24 protein-coding genes are annotated in these 21,404 nt (G+C 66.7%); 11 read left to right on the forward strand and 13 right to left on the reverse strand.

The window, feature by feature from the left end; all coding sequences use genetic code 11:
- Window positions 1-3: 3 nt before the first annotated feature.
- From AC3WON_RS05855 to AC3WON_RS05865, 3 genes are all read right to left on the reverse strand, one after another.
- The gene (locus AC3WON_RS05855) at window positions 4-1,308 is read right to left on the reverse strand and encodes a sensor histidine kinase (protein WP_492351356.1); all 1,305 of its coding nucleotides are present in this window, start codon (window positions 1,306-1,308) and stop codon (window positions 4-6) included.
- Window positions 1,305-2,048, reverse strand: a complete 744-nt coding sequence (locus tag AC3WON_RS05860) for a response regulator (protein WP_492319511.1) — start codon at window positions 2,046-2,048, stop codon at window positions 1,305-1,307. Before AC3WON_RS05860 ends, AC3WON_RS05855 begins: the two co-directional genes overlap by 4 nt.
- A gap of 147 nt (window positions 2,049-2,195) precedes the next feature.
- Window positions 2,196-2,906 carry an SDR family NAD(P)-dependent oxidoreductase gene (locus AC3WON_RS05865; protein ID WP_492319510.1) on the reverse strand — a complete coding sequence of 237 codons (711 nt, stop codon included), beginning with the start codon at window positions 2,904-2,906 and terminating at the stop codon, window positions 2,196-2,198.
- 289 nt (window positions 2,907-3,195) lie between these two features.
- On the opposite strand from AC3WON_RS05865, the gene AC3WON_RS05870 reads away from it, so the two are divergent.
- On the forward strand, window positions 3,196-4,107 hold the full coding sequence (locus AC3WON_RS05870) for a LysR family transcriptional regulator (protein WP_492351357.1): 912 nt from the start codon (window positions 3,196-3,198) through the stop codon (window positions 4,105-4,107).
- Window positions 4,108-4,122: 15 nt separating this feature from the next.
- Here the strand turns inward: AC3WON_RS05870 and AC3WON_RS05875 are convergent, their stop codons facing one another.
- Both AC3WON_RS05875 and AC3WON_RS05880 read right to left on the reverse strand, forming a co-directional pair.
- Window positions 4,123-4,587 (reverse strand): RidA family protein, encoded by a 465-nt coding sequence (locus AC3WON_RS05875; RefSeq protein ID WP_492351358.1) that lies wholly within the window; start codon window positions 4,585-4,587, stop codon window positions 4,123-4,125.
- A gap of 149 nt (window positions 4,588-4,736) precedes the next feature.
- Window positions 4,737-5,687 (reverse strand): GlxA family transcriptional regulator, encoded by a 951-nt coding sequence (locus tag AC3WON_RS05880; protein ID WP_492351359.1) that lies wholly within the window; start codon window positions 5,685-5,687, stop codon window positions 4,737-4,739.
- A 142-nt stretch (window positions 5,688-5,829) separates the two neighbouring features.
- On the opposite strand from AC3WON_RS05880, the gene AC3WON_RS05885 reads away from it, so the two are divergent.
- Window positions 5,830-6,633, forward strand: coding sequence for an SDR family NAD(P)-dependent oxidoreductase (locus AC3WON_RS05885; protein WP_492319506.1), 804 nt, complete (start codon window positions 5,830-5,832; stop codon window positions 6,631-6,633).
- Between the two features lie 53 nt (window positions 6,634-6,686).
- On the opposite strand, the gene AC3WON_RS05890 is transcribed toward AC3WON_RS05885, so the two are convergent.
- The 8 genes from AC3WON_RS05890 to AC3WON_RS05925 form a co-directional block, all read right to left on the reverse strand.
- Entirely contained in the window at window positions 6,687-7,721 is a 1,035-nt protein-coding gene (locus AC3WON_RS05890; RefSeq protein WP_492319505.1) for a LacI family DNA-binding transcriptional regulator, read from the reverse strand.
- Window positions 7,722-7,813: 92 nt separating this feature from the next.
- Window positions 7,814-8,797, reverse strand: coding sequence for a tripartite tricarboxylate transporter substrate binding protein (locus AC3WON_RS05895; protein WP_492351360.1), 984 nt, complete (start codon window positions 8,795-8,797; stop codon window positions 7,814-7,816).
- 16 nt (window positions 8,798-8,813) lie between these two features.
- On the reverse strand, window positions 8,814-9,917 hold the full coding sequence (locus AC3WON_RS05900; RefSeq protein WP_492351361.1) for a porin: 1,104 nt from the start codon (window positions 9,915-9,917) through the stop codon (window positions 8,814-8,816).
- A gap of 85 nt (window positions 9,918-10,002) precedes the next feature.
- Window positions 10,003-10,344 carry a cupin domain-containing protein gene (locus AC3WON_RS05905; protein WP_492351362.1) on the reverse strand — a complete coding sequence of 114 codons (342 nt, stop codon included), beginning with the start codon at window positions 10,342-10,344 and terminating at the stop codon, window positions 10,003-10,005.
- Complete coding sequence (locus AC3WON_RS05910) at window positions 10,341-11,318, reverse strand: quinone oxidoreductase family protein (protein WP_492351363.1); 978 nt, start codon at window positions 11,316-11,318, stop codon at window positions 10,341-10,343. Before AC3WON_RS05910 ends, AC3WON_RS05905 begins: the two co-directional genes overlap by 4 nt.
- Window positions 11,319-11,359: 41 nt before the next feature.
- Entirely contained in the window at window positions 11,360-12,244 is an 885-nt protein-coding gene (locus AC3WON_RS05915) for a beta-keto acid cleavage family enzyme (protein WP_492351364.1), read from the reverse strand.
- 51 nt (window positions 12,245-12,295) lie between these two features.
- A complete protein-coding gene (locus AC3WON_RS05920; RefSeq protein ID WP_492351365.1) occupies window positions 12,296-13,045 on the reverse strand; it encodes an SDR family NAD(P)-dependent oxidoreductase in 750 nt (249 codons plus the stop codon).
- A 39-nt stretch (window positions 13,046-13,084) separates the two neighbouring features.
- Entirely contained in the window at window positions 13,085-14,020 is a 936-nt protein-coding gene (locus tag AC3WON_RS05925; protein ID WP_492351366.1) for a dioxygenase family protein, read from the reverse strand.
- 415 nt (window positions 14,021-14,435) lie between these two features.
- On the opposite strand from AC3WON_RS05925, the gene AC3WON_RS05930 reads away from it, so the two are divergent.
- The 9 genes from AC3WON_RS05930 (at window position 14,436) to AC3WON_RS05970 (ending at window position 21,398) form a co-directional block, all read left to right on the forward strand.
- The gene (locus tag AC3WON_RS05930) at window positions 14,436-14,747 is read left to right on the forward strand and encodes a hydroxyquinol 1,2-dioxygenase (protein ID WP_492351367.1); all 312 of its coding nucleotides are present in this window, start codon (window positions 14,436-14,438) and stop codon (window positions 14,745-14,747) included.
- A 31-nt stretch (window positions 14,748-14,778) separates the two neighbouring features.
- Window positions 14,779-15,198 carry an organic hydroperoxide resistance protein gene (locus AC3WON_RS05935; protein ID WP_492351368.1) on the forward strand — a complete coding sequence of 140 codons (420 nt, stop codon included), beginning with the start codon at window positions 14,779-14,781 and terminating at the stop codon, window positions 15,196-15,198.
- A gap of 187 nt (window positions 15,199-15,385) precedes the next feature.
- Entirely contained in the window at window positions 15,386-16,441 is a 1,056-nt protein-coding gene (locus tag AC3WON_RS05940) for a LacI family DNA-binding transcriptional regulator (RefSeq protein ID WP_492319490.1), read from the forward strand.
- A 246-nt stretch (window positions 16,442-16,687) separates the two neighbouring features.
- Window positions 16,688-17,491 (forward strand): transporter substrate-binding domain-containing protein, encoded by an 804-nt coding sequence (locus tag AC3WON_RS05945; protein WP_492319489.1) that lies wholly within the window; start codon window positions 16,688-16,690, stop codon window positions 17,489-17,491.
- Window positions 17,492-17,545: 54 nt separating this feature from the next.
- Entirely contained in the window at window positions 17,546-18,304 is a 759-nt protein-coding gene (locus AC3WON_RS05950; protein WP_492319488.1) for an amino acid ABC transporter permease, read from the forward strand.
- Window positions 18,301-18,951, forward strand: coding sequence for an amino acid ABC transporter permease (locus AC3WON_RS05955; RefSeq protein WP_492340418.1), 651 nt, complete (start codon window positions 18,301-18,303; stop codon window positions 18,949-18,951). The genes AC3WON_RS05950 and AC3WON_RS05955 overlap by 4 nt, the downstream gene beginning before the upstream one ends.
- Entirely contained in the window at window positions 18,938-19,672 is a 735-nt protein-coding gene (locus AC3WON_RS05960; RefSeq protein ID WP_492351369.1) for an amino acid ABC transporter ATP-binding protein, read from the forward strand. The genes AC3WON_RS05955 and AC3WON_RS05960 overlap by 14 nt, the downstream gene beginning before the upstream one ends.
- Window positions 19,669-20,457 (forward strand): sugar phosphate isomerase/epimerase family protein, encoded by a 789-nt coding sequence (locus AC3WON_RS05965; protein WP_492351370.1) that lies wholly within the window; start codon window positions 19,669-19,671, stop codon window positions 20,455-20,457. The genes AC3WON_RS05960 and AC3WON_RS05965 overlap by 4 nt, the downstream gene beginning before the upstream one ends.
- A complete protein-coding gene (locus tag AC3WON_RS05970; RefSeq protein WP_492351371.1) occupies window positions 20,454-21,398 on the forward strand; it encodes a sugar kinase in 945 nt (314 codons plus the stop codon). The genes AC3WON_RS05965 and AC3WON_RS05970 overlap by 4 nt, the downstream gene beginning before the upstream one ends.
- Window positions 21,399-21,404 lie beyond the last annotated feature (6 nt).

Raw genomic sequence — 21,404 nt, forward strand, 5'->3', positions numbered from 1 at the left:
GGCTCAACCCACCCTGAGCCGCGCCTCCAGGCCGCCGCCCTCGCGATTGCGCAGCGTCAGCGAGCCGCCGATCGCCAGCGCAAGCTGGTGGGCAATCGCCAGGCCCAGGCCGGTGCCGCCGGTCTCCCGGTTGCGCGATGCCTCGAGCCGGACAAACGGCTGCAGCACAGACTCGAGCTGCTCTGCCGGGATGCCGGGCCCGCGGTCGAGCACGCTGATGATCACCGCGCCGCCGTCCTCACGCTGCACGCTCAGCTCCGCCGCCCCGCCGAACTTGAGCGCGTTGTCGGTCAGGTTGGTCAGGATGCGGCGCAAGGCGTGCGGGCGGGTCTCGAGGGTGCCGACGGCACGCTGCAGGATGGTGACGGCCTTGCCGGTGTCCTGGTAGTCGTAGACCAGGCTCTCGACGAACGACACGATGTCGATCCGCGACGGCGTCTCGCCATCGCCATGCGTGGCGCGCGCGTAGGCCAGCCCCTCCTTCACCAGCGTCTCGATCTCGTTGAGGTCGTCCACCAGCTTGCGCTTGTCTTCAGAGTCTTCGGTCATTTCGGCGCGCAGCTTCATCCGCGTGATCGGCGTCTGCAGGTCGTGCGAGATCGCGGCCAGGATCTGCACGCGCTCTTCGACAAAGCGGCCAATGCGCTCGCGCATGGCATTGAATGCGCGCGCGGCGCGTGCCAGTTCGGTGGGCCCGGTCTCGTCCAGCGGCCGGCTCCTGGCATTCGGGTCGAGCGCGTCGGCGGCATTGGCCAGCGCCACCAGCGGGCGGATCGCCAGGCGCACGGCAAGCCAGCAGCACAGCACCAGCAGCAGCAACTGGATCAGCAGCACATAAGGCAGCCATTGCGCCACCGGGGTCGGCTTCGGATGCACGTCGATGGTCAGCGGGCTGCCATCACTGAGGGTCAGGTGGGCCTGCATGCGCTTGCCCTGGCCGGGGATGGACTCGACCCTGACCGGGAAGCGGCCGCCGCTCGCTTCCATGATCCGGTCGGCAACTTCCGTGGCCTGCGCCGACATCTCCGGCACGCCTGGCAGGCCCGGCCCCAGGATGTACTGGTAATTGCCGCGGTTCACGTGTCGCAGCCACTGCGGGCGCTCCGCCGCGGGCAGGCGGTCCAGGATCGCGATCGAGGTGGAGACGTCGGTCTCCAGGGTGCCGAGCATGACCTGGCGCGCGGTGATGTAGCGCTCGGCAAACAGTACGCCGAACGACAGGCCATGGGCGACGATAAGGCCGGCCAGCAGGATCAGGAACAGCCGCGAGCCCATCGTACGGGGCCAGGGCAAGGCACGGAGATTCACTGCCGTGCCTCCCGGATCTCAACGGGCGTCGAGAAGACATAGCCCTCGCTGCGCACGGTCTTGATGTAGCGGGGCTCGCGCGCATCGTCCCTGAGGTGCTGGCGCAAGCGGCTGACCAGCAGGTCGATCGAGCGTTCGAACATTTCCGCTTCGCGGCCCTGCGTCAGGCTGAGCAGCTGGTCGCGGTTAAGCACGCGCTGCGGATGGTCGACAAAGACGCGCAGCAGCCGGTATTCCGCGCCGCTCAGCGCAACGATGACGCCATCCTGGTCGATCAGGTGGCGCGCGGTGGTGTCCAGCTGCCAGTCGCCAAATGCAAGCAGCTGCCCGGCCTCGGTGATCTGCAGGTTGGGCGGCAGCATCCGGGTGCGCCGCAGCACCGCCTTGATGCGGGCAAGCAGCTCGCGTGCGGCGAAAGGCTTGGCAAGATAGTCGTCTGCGCCCATTTCCAGGCCGACGATGCGGTCGGTCTCGTCGCTGCGCGCGGTCAGCATCAGTACCGGGGTGGCCTTGTGCTTGCCCACCCGCAGTTCGCGGCACAGCACCAGGCCATCGTCGCCCGGCATCATCACATCGAGCACGATCAGGTCGACGCTGTTGACGTCCAGGAACGAGCGCATATGCCGCCCGTCTGGCACCACGGTAACGCGCAAGCCGTTCTTGGTGAGGTAGGTTGAGACCAGTTCGCGAATTTCGCGGTCGTCATCGACGATCAGGATGTGGTCGGTGTGTGCGTCCATCGGCGTCACCTTGGCAGATTGATTGAAAACCGCCAGGCGCGGCGCCGGGCACCGAAAGATTAACGCAATACGGCGCGACGGGTATTCCCCCATCGCGCCGTCGGGAACCACCCGCGGTGCGCCGGCGCGCGCCGCGGGGGTGTCCGCTCAATGCCCTGCGCTCTGGCCGCCGTCTACATGCAGGATCTCGCCGGTGACGAACGGCGCGTTGTCGAGATACAGGACAGCATCGACGATATCGCGCATCTCGCCCATATGACCCACCGGGTGCAGGGCGCCCAGCCCCGCATGGGTTTCGGGCGGATGCATCGGCGACTTGATGATGCCGGGCGAGACAGCATTCGCGCGGATGCCGGTCCTGGCGTACTCGATGGCCAGCGACTTGGTCGCGGCGTTCAGGCCACCCTTGGTCAGCGAGGCCAGCACCGACGGCACCCCGCTGATCGCATGGTCGACCAGGCTGGTGGTGATGCTGACCACGTGGCCGCTGCGGTGCTTCTCCATTTCGGCGATGGCCAGCTGCGTGATATGGAAGAAGCCCGTCAGGTTGATGCCGGTGGCGGCCGCGTAGTCCTCGTCGGTGTAGCTGGTGAACGGCTTGGCGATGAAGATGCCGGCGTTGTTGACCAGGGTGTCGATGCGGCCGAACCTTGCCACGGCCTCGGCGATGACGCGGCGCGCCGTGGACGGATCGGCGATATCGCCGGCGACTGCCAGGATGTCCTGGTCGTCCGACGGCTTGATGGTGCGCGCGGTGGCGACAACGCGATGGCCGCGTTCCCGGAACGCCTTGACCAGTTCAGCGCCAATGCCTTGCGATGCGCCCGTGATGACAACGACTTTCTGTGCTGCGCTCATTTTCTTGAACCTCGATGTGGATGGAATCGGCTTGCTTGCCGATCGGGCCGGCGGCTCCGATGGGTTCCAATCTAGGCAATTCGCTTGCGCATTCGAAGACCCTGGCGGCACAAACAGTCTTGCGCCACAAGCATAAATAGAGCGGGACGAATCCTCTGGCGGGAATGGCGTGCGCAGCCTCGCGGTCACTTCGGCGCCAGCCACGGCCCGGACATCGACTTCTGCCGGTGGCGCACATATGATGGATACATCGCTTGATCCGGTGCGGCCTGCGGTCGCAAGCAAAGCAATGAAACGGCAATTCGATGACCTTCAGCTTGGCAGCATCGAGCTGTTCTGCCTGGCCGCGGAGCTGGGCAGCTTCACCGCGGCGGCAGTGGCCGCCGGCGTGACGCCGCCCGCGGTCAGCCGCACTGTGCAAAGGCTGGAAGAGCGCCTGGGGGTGCGGCTGTTCGTGCGGACCACGCGGCAGATCCGCCTGACCGACGAAGGCCGGGTGTATTTCGAGCAGAGCCGCGGCGCACTGGCGCAGCTGGTGGACGCGGAGCGGCAGATCAGCGGCCAGCAGTCTGCCCCTGCGGGGCGGCTGCGGATCAGCCTGCCGACGCCTTACGCGCACTATCGCGTGCTGCCGGTGCTGCCGGCATTCCGCGAGCGCTACCCCGAAGTCGAGATCGACGTGCACATCAGCAACCGCAATGTGGATTTCGCCGATGACACCTATGACCTGTCGGTGCGCGGGCGTGCGCCGGATGATTCGAACCTGATCGCGCGCAAGCTGGAAGACGCGGAGCTGGTGGTGGTGGCAACGCCTGGCTATCTGCGGCGTGCCGGCACGCCGCAGTCATTGGAAGACCTGCTCAGGCATGAGTGCATCCAGTTCGAGCGCCCGAGCAGCGGCCGGCGGATCCCATGGACGTTCCAGGTCAACGGCGAGGACACGGATATCGTGACCACCGGCTCGTATGCCGCGTCAGAAGACATTCTGGGCGGGGCCACGCTGGTGCGCGCCGGCGCGGGCCTGTTCCAGACTTACCGCTTCGTGGTGGAACAGGACCTGCGCGACGGCACGCTGGTGGAGGTGTTGAAGGATTACGGCGGCAGTACGCGCCCCTTTGTGCTGCTCTACCCGTCCGCGCGCCACGTCTCGCGCCGGGTACGGGCCTTCGTCGACTTCCTGGTCGAGAAATTCTCGGCGTAACGGCTCACGCTGCGCTTATGCAGACCGGATCTGGGCGATGACCACAAGGATCACGGCCGCATTCGCCGGCTGCTGGAAGTGCGAGGAAATGGTTCGCGCGTGGCCGGCCTTCTCTGCCAGCACCTCGCCAAACAGGTCGGAGGCCCCATCGAGGACCGCCGGCTGCCCGTACCAGCCGGGCGCGCTGGAAATGTGCCCGTCGACGCGGACGATGTGGTCCAGGCGCTCGAAGCCACCCAGATAGGCATCGATCTGCGCCAGCACGTTGAGCGCCGCCACCTCGGCGGCACGCTTGCCCTGCCCGACATCCAGGTCCTTGCCGACCTGGCCTTGCCAGACCACCTTGCCATCCTGCAAGGGCAACTGCCCGGAGATGAACAGCAGGTCGCCGGCCTGGCTGACCGCGGTATAGCTGCCGAGGGGCTGCGGGGGCTGCGGCAGCACCAGGCCGCGCGCTGCGAGTCGTTCTTGCACAGACATGCTGGCTCCAATCAGGTGGGGGTCATGCGACCAACTCTATGTGCGCGCCGGCCTGGGATAAAGGCATGGCGCGGAACAGGAATTGGTACCTGGGGTAACAAGTCGGATGTCCGGCCAGCTTGCATGCCTCTGTACCGCCACGGCCGCCCCTACGCAGTCTGCAATTCGTCGCCGCGCGCCATGCGCCGGATCGCCTGCGGCGGTTGGCCGAAGGCCCGCAGGAAGGCACGCCGCATGCGCTCGCGATCGCCGAAGCCGGTATCCCGCGCCACCACATCGATGGCATGGCGGCCGCTTGCCATCATCAGCCTGGCCGCCTCCACGCGCAGGTGCTCCACTGCCTTGGCGGGGGTCTGCCCGGTCTCGTCACGGAATGCGCGCGCGAACTGCCGCGGGCTCAGGTGCGCCGCATCCGCCAGTTGTTCTACCGAGAGTTCCTGTTGCAGGTTCTGCCGCGCGAAATCCAGCGCGGCACGAATGCGGTCCGAGCGCGGTTCCAGGTCCAGCAGTGCCGAGAACTGTGACTGCCCGCCGGCGCGCCGGTGATACACGACCAGCAACTTCGCCACATCGCGCGCAACCGCAGCGCCCGCGTCCTTCTCCACCAGCGCCAGCGCCAGGTCGATGCAGGCCGACATCCCGGCCGAGGTCCAGACCGGGCCATCGATGATGAAGATGCGGTCCTCTTCCACGCCGACGTTCGGGAAGCGCCGCCGCAACTGCTCCGCGTAATACCAGTGCGTGGTGGCGCGGCGGCCATCCAGCACCCCGGCCTCCGCCAGGTTGAAGGCACCGGTGCAGGTGGCACCGATGCGCCGCGAAGTCCGCGCCGCTCGTTGCAGGAACTTCACCAGCGCGGGCGGCGTGGGCAGCACGTCGTTGTCTCCCACCACCAGCACGGTATCGAAGCGGCGCTTGCCAAACGGCTCGGTATTGACGGAAAAGCCACCGGAGCTCAACACGGGTCCGCCATGCTCGGACAACAGGTGGACCTTGTACAGCGGCTCTCCAAGCGAGCGGTTGGCGAACTCCAGCACCGTCGAGACAGCGAGGTTCAGTGCCTGGAAGCCGGGATAGAGGGCAAGGGCCACGTGATACATCTCGGACTCCTCATGGCAGAAAAGGTGGCATCTATGACATTGGCGTCATGGCCATTGTGCTCCTAATCTTGGTTTCACGCAGCCGGCCGGTCCAGGCCGACCGCTACGGACATCCTCTTCCCACTGAATCTGGAGCTTTGACATGACCACGCACAACCATTCCGGCACCGCCCTCATCACCGGTGCTTCGTCCGGCATCGGCGCCATCTATGCGGAGCGCCTGGCGCGCAGGGGCCACGACCTGATCCTGGTGGCGCGCAACCGCGCGCGGCTGGAAGCACTGGCCCGCCGGATTACCGACGATACCGGCCGCTCGGTCGAGATCGTGACCGCTGACCTTGGCCAGGCCGCCGAAGTGCGACGCATCGAAGAGATCCTGCGCACCGATGCGAGCATCACCACGCTGGTCAACAACGCCGGCTTCGGCGGCGCTGCACCGCTGCTGGATTCGGATGTCGACACCATGCAGGCAATGATCGAGCTCAACGTCACGGCCCTGACCCGGCTCACCTACGCCGCCGCCCCGGCCTTCGTCGCGCGCGGCGAGGGCACGATCATCAATATTGCCTCGATTGTGGCGGTCGCGCCCGAGGTCCTGAACGGTGTCTACGGCGGCTCCAAGGCGTATGTGCTGGCCTTTACCCAGTCGCTGCAGCATGAGCTTGCCGGCAAGGGCGTGCGCATCCAGGCCGTGCTGCCGGGGGCCACCCGCACCGAGTTCTGGGACACCGCCGGCCAGCCGGTCGAGAACCTGCCGCAATCGATGGTCATGAGCGGCGACGACCTGGTCGACGCGGCCCTGGCAGGGCTGGACCAGGGCGAGGTGATTACCGTGCCGTCGTTGCCCGAGGTGGCCCACTGGCACACGTTCGAGGCAGCACGCGCCGCGCTCGGCCCCAATCTTTCGCGTGACCAGCCCGCTGCCCGGTACGGCGTTGCCCGGTAACTGCGTGCGCCGACGGCGCCCGCGCCTGACACCCCACATCGCCGCGATTCACTCTATTCCATTGCGCGCGGTGCAGCCGTGGAACCCCGCACGATCAGCTGCGGCGTCAGTTGCACGGTGACGGCATCGGAAGCTGGCATGTCGATCTTCCTGAGCAGGAGCCGCGCTGCTTCCTCGCCCATTTCATGGACGGCAATGCGCACGGTGGTCAGCGGCGGCGTCAGGGCGTCGGCGAAAGGCATGTCGTTGTGGCCCACCACCGAGACGTCATCGGGGCAACGCATGCCGTGCTCGCGCAGGTAGTCGTAGCAGCCCATCGCCACCAGGTCATTGCCGGCGGCAATGGCGGTCACCTGCGGGAAGGCCGCGAAGAGCTGCTCGCATGCGAGCCGGCCGGCCTCGCGCGAATAGCTGGCGGCTTCCATGACTTGCCATTCCCCGCGGCGCAGGCGGTGGCGCTTGACCGCCTGAAGGAAGCCCTCGCGACGCAGGAAGCCGGTCGACAGCGTGGCGGGTCCGGCAATATGCCCGATGCGGCGGTGGCCCAGGCCGACCAGGTGGTCGACCGTCTGCCGCATGGCCAGCAGGTTGTCGCTCACCACGCAGGACACCCGGCCCGTGTCGTCGCCCCGGTTGACCGTGACCACGGGGATATGCTGCTTGAGGCAGTAGGCGAGTATCGGATCGTCCCGTTCCGCGGTGGCAAGCACCAGTCCTTCGACTTGCCGGCCGATCATCTGGTCGATGACAAAGCGCTGCCGGCTTTTGTCGGTACCGGCATTGACCACGATCGGCACGTAGCCCTGCTGCGCCAGCACCGATTCGATTCCGGCCAGGATAGGCGGAAACACCGGGTTGGAAATATCGGGCAGTACCACGCCCACCAGTCCCGAACGCTGGGTGCGCAGCCCCGCCGCGATGCGGTTGGGGCGGAAGCCGCGCGCCTCGGCAACCTCCAGGATGCGGGCCGCCACGTCCTCAGCCACCAGGTGCCGCGTGGCCGGGTTCATCACTCGCGAGATGGTCGAGTAATGCACGTCGATCTCGGCAGCCAGGTCTTTCAGGGTGAGGCGCTTGCGCTCGGGCATGACGGCAGTTGGCGGGGCGGCAGCCCGGGGAGGGTTGGAAAACACCATTCTAAGCCAGCCCCGCGCCGTCGCCGCACGCCTGCGGGCTGCCGCTACTGCCCCGCTTTCACGCCGGATTGCCTGACCACCGGCGCCAGCTTGCCGATCTCCGCCTGGATATAGGCAGCAAACTCCTGCGGCGACGAGCGCTTTGGCTCCGCGCCCTGGGCGGCCAGGCGCTCGCGCACGTCCGGCGCGGCCAAGGCCTTGCCGATCTCGGCATTGAGCGCATCGACGATTTCCTTGGGGGTGCCGGCGGGCGCCAGCACGCCGAACCAGGAGTCGAACGCGTAGCCGGGGAAGCCGGACTCCGCCACCGTGGGAATCTCCGGCAGCGCGCTGACGCGCCTGGCCGTGGTGACCGCCAGCGCCCGCAGCTTGCCTTGCCTGACGAACGGCATGGCCGATACGCTGGGCGCGAACATCATGTCGCCCCGGCCAGCCATGACGTCGGTCAGCGCTTCGCCCGTGCCCTTGTACGGGATATGGACGATGTCGATGCCGGCCTGCATCTTGAACATCTCGCCGCTCAGGTGGGTTGAGCTGCCGGAACCCGCCGAGTCGAAGTTCAGCGCGCCTGGCGTCGCCTTGGCGGCGTTGACGACGTCCCGCACCGACTTGTACTTGCTGGCGGCATTGACCACCAGCACATTGGGGACCGTGGCCACCAGCGAGACCGGCGCGAAGTCCTTCACCGTGTCATACGAGAGCTTGGGATACAGCGTGGCGTTGATGGCGTGCCCGACCGAAACCAGGATCAGCGTGTAGCCGTCCGGCGCCGCCTTGGCCACGCCGGTGGCGCCCAGGGTGCCGCCGGCGCCGGGGCGGTTGTCGACAATCACCTGGTAGCTGCCGCCCTCGCCCATCTTGCTGCCGATGATGCGCGCCAGGATGTCGGTGGCGCTGCCCGCCGAGAACGGCACCACCAGCCGGATCGGCTTGCCGGGATACTGCGGCTGCGCGTGGGCGGCGGGTGCGGCCGCCAGCATGAGCGATGACGCCAGCGCCAGCACCGTGCCTTGGATGGATCGGATCATTCTGTGTCTCCTCACATCAGAAGAAGTGCCGCATGCCAAGCGCGACCGTCTGCGGGTCAGCACCCGCGCTCACGCCCAGTTCATTGATGGCAAAGTCGTAGATCGCATTGCGCTTGTTGTTGATGCGGCTGTAGTACGCATACAGCGCAGTGCGCTTGGACAGCGGATAGTCGTAGCCGACCGTGACCTGCGTGGCGCCCGTTTCCGCGCCGCTGCGGAAGAAGCCCACGGTCTCGGTCGCATTGCCCGCGCCATTGCTGGCAAGGCCAAAGCCGACGCGCACGCTGCCCGGCCCGAGCTTCTGCACCAGCGAGGCGTAGTACCCGTTGCGGGTCAGGTCGCCGGTCGCGGTGCGGTAGTGGAGCCGTTCATAGAGCAGCGCCACCGTGGTGGTGGGGAACTTGTACGAAACGCCCGCCTTCATCGCATCGTCGTTGCGGCCGGCGGTCTGGTAGTGCTGGTGGACTTCATAGGCCAGCACCACATTGAGCGGGCCGTTGTCGTAGGCGGCCGAGAACGAATACAAGCCGGGATTGCGCGGTATGGTGGTCTTCTCCTCGTTCACGCCCCACGCCGCGGCCCCGCTGAAGCCGGCGAACGACGGCGACTTGTAGACGATGATGTTCTTCTGCCGGCGGTCGAACGAGCTGGTGTCCTGGACGTTGTCGGAGCTGGAGGTGGAGCCGTTGCCGATCAGCGCCATATAGCCGGCGGTGGTCGGATAGTACGGATCGTAGGCGGTGGTCGATTCGGTGTACGGGGTCTGCCAATGCCCCAGGAACAGCGTGCCGGCATCGCCCTGCAACCCCACCCGCGTATTGCGCCCGGCCACCTGACCCTGGCCGGTATCGAGCGAAAAATTGCTTTCGATCTGCCAGATGGCTTTCAGGCTGCCGCCCAGGCCTTCTTCGCCGCGCATGCCGAAGACCGAGCGGTTGTTGGTCAGGCGCCCCACGCCGCCAAGGCGGGTGCCGTCGGTCGCGGTGTTGGCATAGGAATACTCCAGTGCCGTATTGATGCGCCCGTACAGCGTCACGGCTGACTGCGCGCAGGCCTCGCCGCCACAGGCTGCGGCCATGGCCAGCATGAGCAGATGGCTGCGCTTTCCGATGGATTTCATTTGTCTCCCCTGGTTTGTCGTGGTTGTTGTGGCCGGGCCGTCTGCCCGATTTTTTTGCAATCGTTTGCAGTCCGGCCCGAGAAAATCAGCGCTTGGGATACGGCATCGCCAGCAGCAGCATCGCCGGCCGATTGCCCGGGTTCGACACCTGCCGCGCTTCGCCCGGCGCCAGGCGCACGGAATCGAACTGGCCCAGCGTCACGCGCTCGTCGGGCGTGGCGATGCAGACTTCGCCTTCCAGCACGACGTAGTGCTTTTCCACGGGCGAGGCATCCATCGACGTATAGCCGCCCGGCAGCAGCACCGAGACCCCCATCCACAAGGCTTCGGACGGTCCCGCTTCATGCCCTTGCAGGCGCAGGCAATGCATGCCTTCGTGGTTGGCCGGGAAATAGGCCGGCGCCTGTGCGAACCGGGTCGTGTTCATGGCTTCAGCACCACGCGTTCGGTCGCGCCCTGCAGGACCGCCCGGTAGGCCTCCTTGGCATCGGAGAGCGCATAGGTGTAGTCGGAAAGGACCGGGAACGGCCGCAGCGCACCCGAGGCAAACATCGGTGCGAGCTGGTCAAGGATGCCCGCGCACGCGTTGCTGTCCAGCGCAAGGGTGTCGACGCCCACATAGGTGTGCTGGCCACGATAGAAGGCGAAGATGTCGAACGGCACCGGCTTCTCGATGGTCGAGATGAAGATCTGCGCCGCGCCAATCGCCATGGCCTGGTTGGCCTGTTCGAAGTAGGGGCTTCCCACTGTGTTGTAGACGATGTCCGCACCGTGCCCGTCGGTCTCTTCGCGCACCACCGCGGCAATGGATTCGCTGCTGGCATCGATCATGCGCACGTCGCCGCTGGCATGGCCACGATACGCCTCCGCGGTGCGCTCCAAGGAAAAAACGCGCGCGCCGAGCGCGGTAGCGATCTGGATCGTTGCCTGCCCCACCTTGCCATTGCCGCCACACACCAGCACGGTGCTGCCAGCCTGCGGCATGCCCGCGCGGCGCAGCCCTTCATAGGCGGTAATGAACGGCACACCCACGGCGCCGGCTTCCAGCAGCGACACCGACGCCGGCTTGGCGCGCACGGCGCTGGCCTGGATGCGCAGGTACTTGCCATGCGTGCCGTCGCGGCGGATGCCGAGTTCGCCGCCGCTGCCCCAGACCTGCTGGCCCAGCAGTTCGGAGGGACCGTCGACCACCAGGCCTGCATAGTCGCGGCCTGGCGTGCGCGGCCAGACCGCATGCGGCATCAGGCCGAGCGTTGCCTTCACGTCGCTCGGGTTCACGCCGGCGCTGGCCACTTCGATGATGACCTGACCCGCCGCCGCTTCCGGGCGCGGCACGCCGAGCAGCTCGAGCTGCAGGGCATCGATATTGGCGGCTTTCTCGCTGACTCGAATGGTGTTCATGGTGCTTCCTTCCTCAAATATTTCGTTCGGTATGGCCGGGATCAGGCCTCGCGCAGGCCAAGCGTGCGCCGGGCCTCCGCCGCCGAGGCAACCTCGCCGCCAAGCGACCTGACGATGTCGCGCGCCTTGGCGACCAGCGCGGCGTTGCTCGGCGCCAGCACGCCCTTCTCCAGATAGATGTTGTCTTCCATGCCGACGCGCACGTGTCCGCCTGCGAGCCATGCCTGGGCCACAATCGGGAACTCCGCGCGGCCGATGCCGAAGGCCGACCAGTGGGCGCCGGCGGGCAGCATGTTGCGCGCGTAGAAGATGGTTTCCGGCGTGGGCGCAAAGCCGTACTTCACGCCAAGCACGAAGGTCCACAGGCCAGGGCCGTCCAGCACGCCCTCACGGATGAAGTCGAGCGCCATGTTGAGGTCGCCGGAATCGAAGATCTCCAGCTCGGGCATGACGCCGGCCGCGCGGATCACGCCGGCCATCTTGCGTACGTTGGTGGGCGTGTTGATGACCACGTCGCCACCGGAGTTCATGGTGTTCAGGTCGAGCGAGCAGACGTCCGGGCGCAGCGCCGCGATGTGTTCGACGCGCTTCGCGGGATGCAGCAGCGTGGTGCCCGGCGCCGCCACGCGCGGCTCGTCCTCGCTCGGCACGAAGCGGCCGCCGGGTCCGGTGGTGAGGTTGATGATCAGCGAGCGGTTGCGCTTGCGGATGCGGTCGATGACATCGGCGTAGTAGTCGAGCGACATCGACGGCCGTCCGGTTTCGGGGTCGCGCACGTGGATGTGGGCGGCAGCTGCGCCGGCCTCGGCGGCTTCCAGCGCGGCGTCGGCAATCTGGGCCGGCGTCACCGGCAAGCCGGGGTGCTGCTCCGGGGTGACGATATTGCCGGTCACCGCGCAGGTGATGATGGTCTTGCGTGCGTGCATGAGCGAAGGTCAGTGGTGGAAATGCGGTTGGGTGGACATGCGGGGCCTGGCCTATCCGAGCTGGCGGCCGCCGTCCACGACGATGGTGGTGCCGGTGGCAAAGCGCAGTGAGGTCGCGCAGGCCGCGATGGCATCGGCCACGTCCTGTGCCTGGCCAACACGTTTTAGCGGCGTCGACCTGGCGGCGCGCTCGTTGAAACCGCTGTCGCGTCCCGGCACGAAAGCGGTATCGACCACGCCTGGTGAAACGTTCAGCACGCGGATTTGCGGCGCCAGCGCGCGCCCGAGCGACATCGCCATGACATCGAGCCCGGCCTTGGCAGCGCAGTACGCAACGTTGCTGCCCTGCCCCGTACGGCCGGCGATGGACCCGACATTGACCACCAGCCCGTCGCCATTGGCGCGCAGGTGCGGCGCGAACGCACGGATCGCGGCAAACTGCCCGCGCCAGTTGACGGCAAACAGTTCATCGATCAGCGCATCGTCCAGCGCGTCCAGGTCGGCGTGCGGGATCGCCCGCGTAAGGCCTGCGGTGTTCACCAGGATATCGACGCGGCCGTAGTGATGGATGACCTCGTCGGCCAGCGCGCGCAGCGAGGCGCTGTCGGCAACCTCGGCCACGGCGGCAAGATGGTTGCCGGCCGGCAAGGCCGCCGCGGCACTGGCCGCCTTGTCGGCGTCGCGCCCGGTCAGCACCACGCTCGCGCCAAGGCGCGCCAGCGTTTCACCGGCGGCAAAGCCGATCGCACCGGTGCCGCCGAGGATCACGGCCACCTTGCCGGAAAGAGAATTAGCACTCATGGTTCTTTTGGGAATGGGTCAGGTAAGTCGATCGGGTCGTCAGTCGATCGGCGGCTTCGGGAAGGTCTGCTCGCCGGGCTCCAGCGTGAAATCGAACGCCAGCGTGTAGAACGGTGCCGGCAAATCGCCCCACGGGCTGCGGCCATGGTGGTGTAGCCGGAGATCGCCAACCAGTTGCCGTTGCACGCCGAACGTGACATCGGATTCCAGCTTTTCCGGCGTGTCGGCAAACACCTGGGTCACGAGCGTGCGGTAGCCTGGCGCCGCGACGATGAAATGGATATGCGCCGGCCGGTACGGATGGCGCTGCTGTGCGGCCAGCAACGTGCCTACCGGGCCGTGGGTCGGCACCGGATACCCTGCAGGCCGTACCGTGCGGAAGTGATAGCCGCCGCTTTCATCGGTATGGAAGCAGCCGCGCAGGTTGCGGTCGGGTTGCGTCGGATCCTGGTTGTCATACAGTCCCACCGGCGACGCCTGCCAGATCTCGACCAGCGCGCCTGGCAGCGGCGTGCCATCGGTCGCCCGCACGGTGCCGCTGACCAGCAGCGGCAAGCCAGGCGCATCGTCCTGCACCACGCAGTCACCGCAGTCATAGCGCGGCGCGTTGGCGCGATAGAACGGGCCGAGCAGCGCGCCGGGCGTGCGCCCGTCCCTGGTGCTGTTGTTCATGGCTGTCACCAGCGTCGACAGCCCCAGCACGTCGGCAGCCAGGACAACCTCGTTGTGCTTGGCATTGCTCGCATGGCCGAGACTGGCGATATACCCCAGGGCAAGCTCGAATTCCTCGTCGGACAGCCGCACCTCGGACAGGAAGCCGTGGAGGTGCCGCACCAGGGAATCCATGATGAAGAGCAAGCGGGGATTCGTCGTATTGGCCATGGCCGCCTGGACCACGCCTGTCACCGAGTGTTCATCCTCGATCAGCGCCAGGCGCTCGCCTTGTGGCACCTGCCGCTCGCTGGAAGTTTTCATGTCTGATCTCCTTTGCAAACGTTTGCATTATCGACGGTTCGGACGGATGGTCAAGGCGGAAATTCGTCACCATCGCGACCTGCAACGGCAGCCGCGCTACCAGAATCACAATCAAAACAAGGGAGTACGGGCGATTTTCGGGAGAAACCCTAGGTGCAGGCAGAGGCGTCGAATGTGGCGCATAGGCCTGTCCCAGTTCTTTGCCGATGCGGCTCCCCAACCCGTTCGCGCATGGATTTGTACCCGTCTGTATCACGCTGCCACAACGATACGTGTTCCGACAGAGACACCCCTCACGCGCTACGGGGCAGATACATCGATCGCCTTAAATGCATTCCGTGGCCCGGGCGGCGAACATCAACCAAGCCAGTCCCTGCCGCGCAATACCGAACCCAAACCTTTAAGGAAAACGATCATGACTACCCACAACATCGCCAAGCGTTTTGTCTTCGCCGTCGCCCTGGTTGCCGCCGCTGCCGGCGCGCAGGCCGCCGCACCGTCCCAAGCGGGCGCGCGGGACCCGTTCACCGACGGTGCCCGCTCCGTGCAGGAGGCACGCAGCCCATACAGCGATGGCGCGCGCGCAGTCGACCCGTTCACGGACGGTGCGCGCAACGTGGATCCGTACTACGACGGCGCGCGCACCCTGTCCGGCCTGGACCGCACCGGCGTTTCGGCGGACCCGGCGCGCAGTGTCGATCCCTATCTTGACGGCGCCTACGCCTGAGCCCACTTTCTGAATAAACAAGGAACGCATCATGACCCGTATCGAAAAAGTGCTGTACACCGGCAAAGTCCACATCACTGCAGGCGGACGCGACGGCGAAGCCCACAGCGACGACGGCCGGCTGAAGCTTCAACTGTCCTCGCCGGGCACCAAAGGCCCGGGCACGAACCCGGAGCAATTGCTCGCCGCGGGATGGTCGGCGTGCTTTATCGGAGCGATCGGCCTGGCCGCCGGCAAGATGAAAGTGAAGCTGCCGGCCGAGCTCTCGGTCGACGCCGAGGTTGACCTGGGCACGGCTGGCGAGGCCTATCTGCTGCAGGCCCGGCTCAATGTCCACATTCCCGGCGTCGAACCTGAAGTGGCCCAGGCACTGGTGGATACCGCGCACCGGACCTGCCCGTACTCGAAGGCCCTGCACGGCAACATCCACGTCGAAACCAGGCTGGTCTGACGGACACCGTGACCTGCCCGAGGCAATCGGGCAGGTCATTTTCCAGAGCCAAGGCGGACCCTCTGTCCGCCGCAGTCGCGTTCCATGGAACGTTCTGACGTTTGGGCGCGTAAAAACCCGGATGCTGGCACATCCCGACACGCCCGAGGCATAATCGTGAAACTGGTTTCACCGAGACCCGAATCCTATGCCGCGCCCAGTTACCCGACCTGTGTCCGACCAGAAACCTGCAGAGAAGCTCACCATCCAGGACGTTGCCGACTATGCGGGCGTCTCCAAGGCAACCGTATCGCGCTACCTGAACCGGGGCGGCGAGCAGTTGTCCGCGGACGTGGAGGCGCGCGTCGCCGCGGCCATCCGCGCGCTCGGCTACAGCCCCAGCCCGATGGCGCAGGGGCTCAAGCGCGGCAAGTCGCGCCTGATCGGGCTGGTGGTCGCGGATGTCTCCAATTCGTTCTCGGTGGCCGTGCTGCGCGGCGTCGAGAAGGCCTGCCGCGACGCCGGCTATATGGTGATGCTGTTCAACCTCGGCAATGACGAGCAACTTGAGCGCGAAGCCATCCGCTCGCTGTCCGCCTACCGGGTCGAAGGCTTTATCCTGCACACGCTGGGCCACGATGCCGGCGCCCTGGCCGATGCGGCGCAGTTGGGCAAGCCAGTGGTACTGGTCGACCGCAAGGTCGGCGATGCCGAAGTCGACCTGGTGGCCCTGGACAACCAGACCGCCGTCCAGGAAGCCGCCGGCCACCTGGTCGAAGCCGGCTATCGGCGCCTGCTGTTCATCAGCGAGCCGATCAAGGCCATCAGCTCGCGCAACGAGCGCGCGCGCGCGTTCCAGGCCTTTGTCGCCGAACACGCGGACACGGTTGGCGGGACCGTTTTTGAAGCCCAGCGGGGTGACGACGAGGCCCTCGATGAAGCGCTGCGCGCCCTGCGCCGTGGCGCCGGACAGGCACCCGTTGCGGTGCTGGCGGCCAACGCAGTGATCTCGCTGCGCGTGGCCGCATCGGCCGCCAGACTGGGTTGGCAGCTTGGCACCGACCTGGGCCTGATCGGCTTCGATGATCCGGAATGGGCGGCATTGGTCGGCCCCGGCCTCAGCGCCATTTCCCAGCCCACCGACGATATCGGGCGCGTCGCCACCAACTGCCTGATCGAGCGCCTGCAAGGCGCGCAACTGCCGCCGCGCCGGGTGCTGTTGCCCGGCACCTTGGTCACGCGCGGATCCACGCGCCGCGCCTGACTGCAGAGCCGCTCCCCACCGGCTTCCACCGCGCCCGCTAGATCCACGCCTGCACCCGCTTCGCACGTACCGCGGGTGCCTGACGTGGCTGTTTCCGCATCCGTCGAACGCAGTTTTTGCCCGTAAGGGTTTCCACTGTTGGATCTCTGAAACCGGTTTCCTATAATCCTGAAACCGGTTTCAAGACGGTGCTTGCCGAAACGCTGCGACGCCAGCGACACACCCATATACGTGCAGGAGACATAAATGAACGTTCAACGCTTGTTGCGCCGCGTAGCCGCGCCCGTGCTGACTCTGCTGGTCCTGACCAGCGCCGCTTTCACCGCCCAGGCGCAGACCGTCGCCGAGATCGTCAAGAAGGGCAAGGTCACCATCGGCGTGGTGACCGGCGCCCCGCCCTTCGGCACCACGGACGCCACCGGCAAACCCGCCGGCTATGACGTCGACGTGGCCAACCTGCTCGGCAAGTACCTGGGCGTTCCGGTCGATATCGTCCCGCTCACCTCACCCAGCCGGATTCCGGCGCTGGAGGCCGGCAAGGTCGATTTCCTGGTGGCGACGCTGGCGCCGACGCCCGAGCGGGCGCGGGCCATCATGTTCAGTGCGCCCTACAGCGCGTTCGAGCTGACCATCTTTGCGCCCGTCGCCGCCAAGTACGCCAAGCTGACTGAGCTCGGGAAGAAGAAGGTCGGCGTGACGCGCGGCACCACACAGGACACCGCGCTGACCCGGCTGGCCGTGCCCGGCATGAACATCGTCCGCTTCGAGGACGATGCCACCTGCGCGCAGGCGCTGATCAGCAACCAGGTCGAAGCCATTGCCCTGCCCAATACCACCGGCAACGAGATCATGAAGGCGCGCGGCGCCGGCAAGTTCGACGCCAAGTTCGCGTTCTCGGTGCAACCCAATTCGATGGCCGTGCGCCGCGACGCCTTCGAGCTGCGCCAGTGGCTCAACACCACCATCTCCTACGTCAAGCTGAACGGCGAACTCGACGCCATTGCGCAGAAGTGGACCGGCAAGGCGCTGCCCACGCTGCAAGCGTTCTGAACCAGGCCGTCTGAGGTTGCGCGCCGGCGCCAGCCGGCGTGCCAGGAGACCCGCATGAACTACCAATTCGAATGGACCCCGGTGCTGTCGCAGCTGGACCGCTTCGCGGAAGGCGCGGCGATGACGCTGGCGCTCAGCTTCGGCTCGATCCTGCTTGGCACCGTGGTCGGCACCGCCGGCGCGATTGCCGCCGCTTTTGGCGGTCCGTGGCTGCAGCGTGCCACCAGGGCATATGTCGAAGCCATCCGCAACACGCCCTTCCTGATCCAGCTCTTCATCATCTTCTTCGGCTTGCCGACCGTGGGCCTGCAGATCGATGCCGTCACCGCCGCGGTGATCGCGATGACTGTCAACCTCGGCGCCTACTCGACGGAGATCATCCGGGCCGGCCTGCAAGCGGTTCACCGCTCGCAACTTGAGGCCGCCGCCGCGCTGGGCATGACACGCTGGCAGCTGATCCGCCACGTCGCCCTGGTGCCGGCCTTCGAGAAGGTCTATCCGGCCCTGACCAGCCAGTTCACGCTGATGATGCTGACTTCGAGCGTGGTGTCGACGATCTCGGTGGAAGAGCTGACCGCGGTCGCCAGCCAGGTCGATTCGCAGACTTTCCGCACCTTCGAGAGCTACATCCTGGTCATGTTCATCTACATCGGGCTGGCACTGCTGCTGCGCGCCATGTTCGGCCTGATCGGCAACCTGGTGTTCAAGCGGCGCCGCGTGGTGGCGCGCGCACGAAAGCTGGCCCGCACGGCCCGGATCGTGCCGCTGGCGCAAACGGAACTGACGGCAGCGGTTGCTGGGAGCGCGAAATGATCACCGAGTTCTCCTGGAATCATCTTGAAATGCTGCTGCTGGCGGCACGCTGGACGCTGTGGGTGACCTTGCTCGCCTTCGTCGGCGGCACGCTGGCCGGTTTTCTGGTGGCACTGGCGCGTACCTCCGGAAGCCCGCTGCTGCGCCTGGCCAGCACGGCCTATATCCAGGTCGTGCAAGGCACGCCGGTGCTGATCGTGCTGTTCCTGAGCTACTACGGACTCTCCGTGCTCGGGCTCAAGCTGTCGCCGATGGTCGCGGCCATGCTGGCGATGTCGATCTACGCCAGCGCCTACCTTGGCGAGATCTGGCGCGGCTGCATCGAGGCCGTGCCGCAAGGACAGTGGGAGGCCAGCGAAGCGCTTGCCCTCACCCGCTGGCAGCAGCTGCGCTACGTGGTGCTGCCGCAGGCCGTGCGGCTGGCCTTGCCGCCCACGGTCGGGTTCTCGGTCCAGCTGGTCAAGAACACCTCGATCACTTCCATCATCGGCGTCATCGAACTGACCCGCGCCGGCCAGCTGATCAACAACGCGACCTTCCAGCCCTTCGCGGTCTTCGTCGTCGTCGCACTTATCTACTTCGCGCTCTGCTTCCCGCTGTCGGCGGCAGCCCGGCGCATGGAAAGGAGGCTCCATGTCAATCGTTGAAGCACAAGGCGTGCACAAGTCGTATGGCGCCGTCGAAGTCCTGAAGGGCGTTTCGTTTGCGATCGAGCCGGGCCAGGTGGTCGCCATCATCGGCCGCAGCGGCTCCGGCAAGAGCACCATGCTGCGTTGCCTGAACGGCCTGGAGACGATCAACGCCGGCAATATCACCGTCGCCGGACACAAGCTGGATCACGACCGCAAGCGCCTGCTCGACCTGCGCCGCGACGTGGGCATGGTGTTCCAGAGCTACAACTTGTTTCCGCACCTGACCGTGGGCGAGAACATCGCGCTGGCGCCGTCCATCGTGAAGAAGATGGCAGCCGGCAAGATCGACGGCATCGTCGACCAGGTGCTGACCCAGGTCGGCCTGCTCGACAAGAAGGACTGCTACCCCGAGCAGCTCTCGGGCGGCCAGCAGCAGCGCGTGGCCATCGCCCGTTCGCTGGCGATGGAGCCCAAGGTAATGCTGTTCGACGAGGTCACCTCCGCGCTCGACCCCGAGCTGACGGCGGAAGTGCTTCGGGTCATGGAGAACCTGGCCGCCTCCGGCATGACCATGGTGCTGGTCACGCATGAAATGGAGTTCGCGCGCCGCATGGCGCATACCACCATCTTCATGCACCAGGGCAAGGTGCACGAGGCGGGCCCGTCCAAAGCGCTGTTCGCGCAGCCGCGGACACCGGAACTGCTGCAATTCCTCGGCGCGGGAGCACTGAAATGAGCCAGTGGCAAGCAGATGGTGCTTCGCGCCCGCCGGTGCTGATCTCGTTGACAGCCTATGGCGCCGACCTCGCCCTGCGCGACGGACAGGCCGCACTGGCGCGGGTTGCCGCGGCAGCCGGCGCGGACGGCGTGGAATTCCGCGGCGAACTCCAGCGCGGGCACAAGGATGAAGTCATTGAACAGCGCGAGGTCGCGCGGCAGCATGGGCTGAGCGTGGTCTGGTCCAGCCCGGAAGGCCTCTGGAGCGAAGCCGGCAGCCTCGATGCCGCCGCGCTCGACCGTGCCTTCACGACCGCGCTGGCGCTCGGTGCGACCCGGGTCAAGATGTCGCTTGGCGGCTATCGGCAAGGCACGGCACTGGAAGCACTGCTTCCCTGGCTGCGGCACGATGGCATCGAACTCGTCGTGGAAAACGACCAGACCGCCCAGGCCGGCACCGTGCCGCCGCTGCGCGATTTCTTCGCGCGTATCATGGCGCTCGGCGAGAACGTGCCGATGACCTTCGACATGGGCAACTGGCACTGGACCGGCGAAGACCCGCTCGACGCCGCGCAGGTCTTCGGCGCCGGCGTCGGCTACGTGCACTGCAAAGGCGTGCAGCGCACGCCCGCCAAATGGATCGCGGTGCCGCTGGACCAGTCGGCGGCACCCTGGCGCAGCGTCTTGCGCCGCCTGCCCACGCACGTTGCGCGTGCGATCGAATTCCCCCTGCAAGGCGAAGACCTGGTGCAGGTCACGCGCCATCATGTCGAACTGCTGCGTTCGGTGGAGGTCTCCGCATGAGCACCGATCTTGACGTGGTCACGCTGGGCGAGGCGATGCTGATGCTGGTCGCCGGCGAAGCCGGGCCGCTCGAAGGCGCACAGACCTTCCACAAGCGCACCGCCGGTGCCGAGACCAACGTGGCCATCGGCCTGTCGCGCCTGGGCCTGAAGGTCGGATGGGCCAGCCGCCTGGGCGACGACTCGATGGCCCGCTACCTGCTCGGTGAAATGCAGCGCGAAGGCGTGGATTGCAGCCAGGTGGTGTGCGAGCCCGGTGAGCGCACCGGTTTCCAGTTCAAGGGCCGGGTCGACGACGGCAGCGATCCGCCCGTCGAATACCACCGCCGCGGCTCGGCGGCCAGCCGCATGAACCCGGAGCACCTGGACGGCAGGTGGCTGCGGCGCTCGCGGCACCTGCACGTCACCGGCGTGTTCCCCGCGCTGGCCGCAGGCACGCAGGCTGCCACGCGCCAGGCCATCGCCACCATGCAGGCCGCCGGCCGCACGATCTCTTTCGATCCCAACCTGCGGCCCACGCTGTGGGCCTCGCCCGAGTTGATGCGGGAGACGCTGAACGACCTGGCGCAGCGGTGCGACTGGGTGCTGCCCGGCATCGAAGAGGGCCGCTTCCTCACCGGCCACGCCGAGCCGGAACGCATTGCCGCCTTCTACCGCGCGCGCGGCGCCAGGCTGGTGGTGGTGAAGCTGGGCGCCGACGGCGCCTACTTCGATGGCGAGGCCGGCACCGGCCATGTCGAGGCATTCAGCGTCGAGCGTGTCGTCGACACCGTTGGCGCCGGCGATGGCTTTGCCGTGGGCGTGATCAGCGCGCTGCTGGAGGGCCGCCCGGTGGCCGATGCCGTCCGGCGCGGCGCCTGGATCGGCGCCCGCGCGGTGCAGGTGCGCGGCGATACCGAAGGCCTGCCGACCCATGCCCAGCTGGCGGCCGCCAGTTTGTGAAGCCAC

The sequence above is a fragment of the Cupriavidus sp. FW305-46 genome (assembly GCF_058787075.1).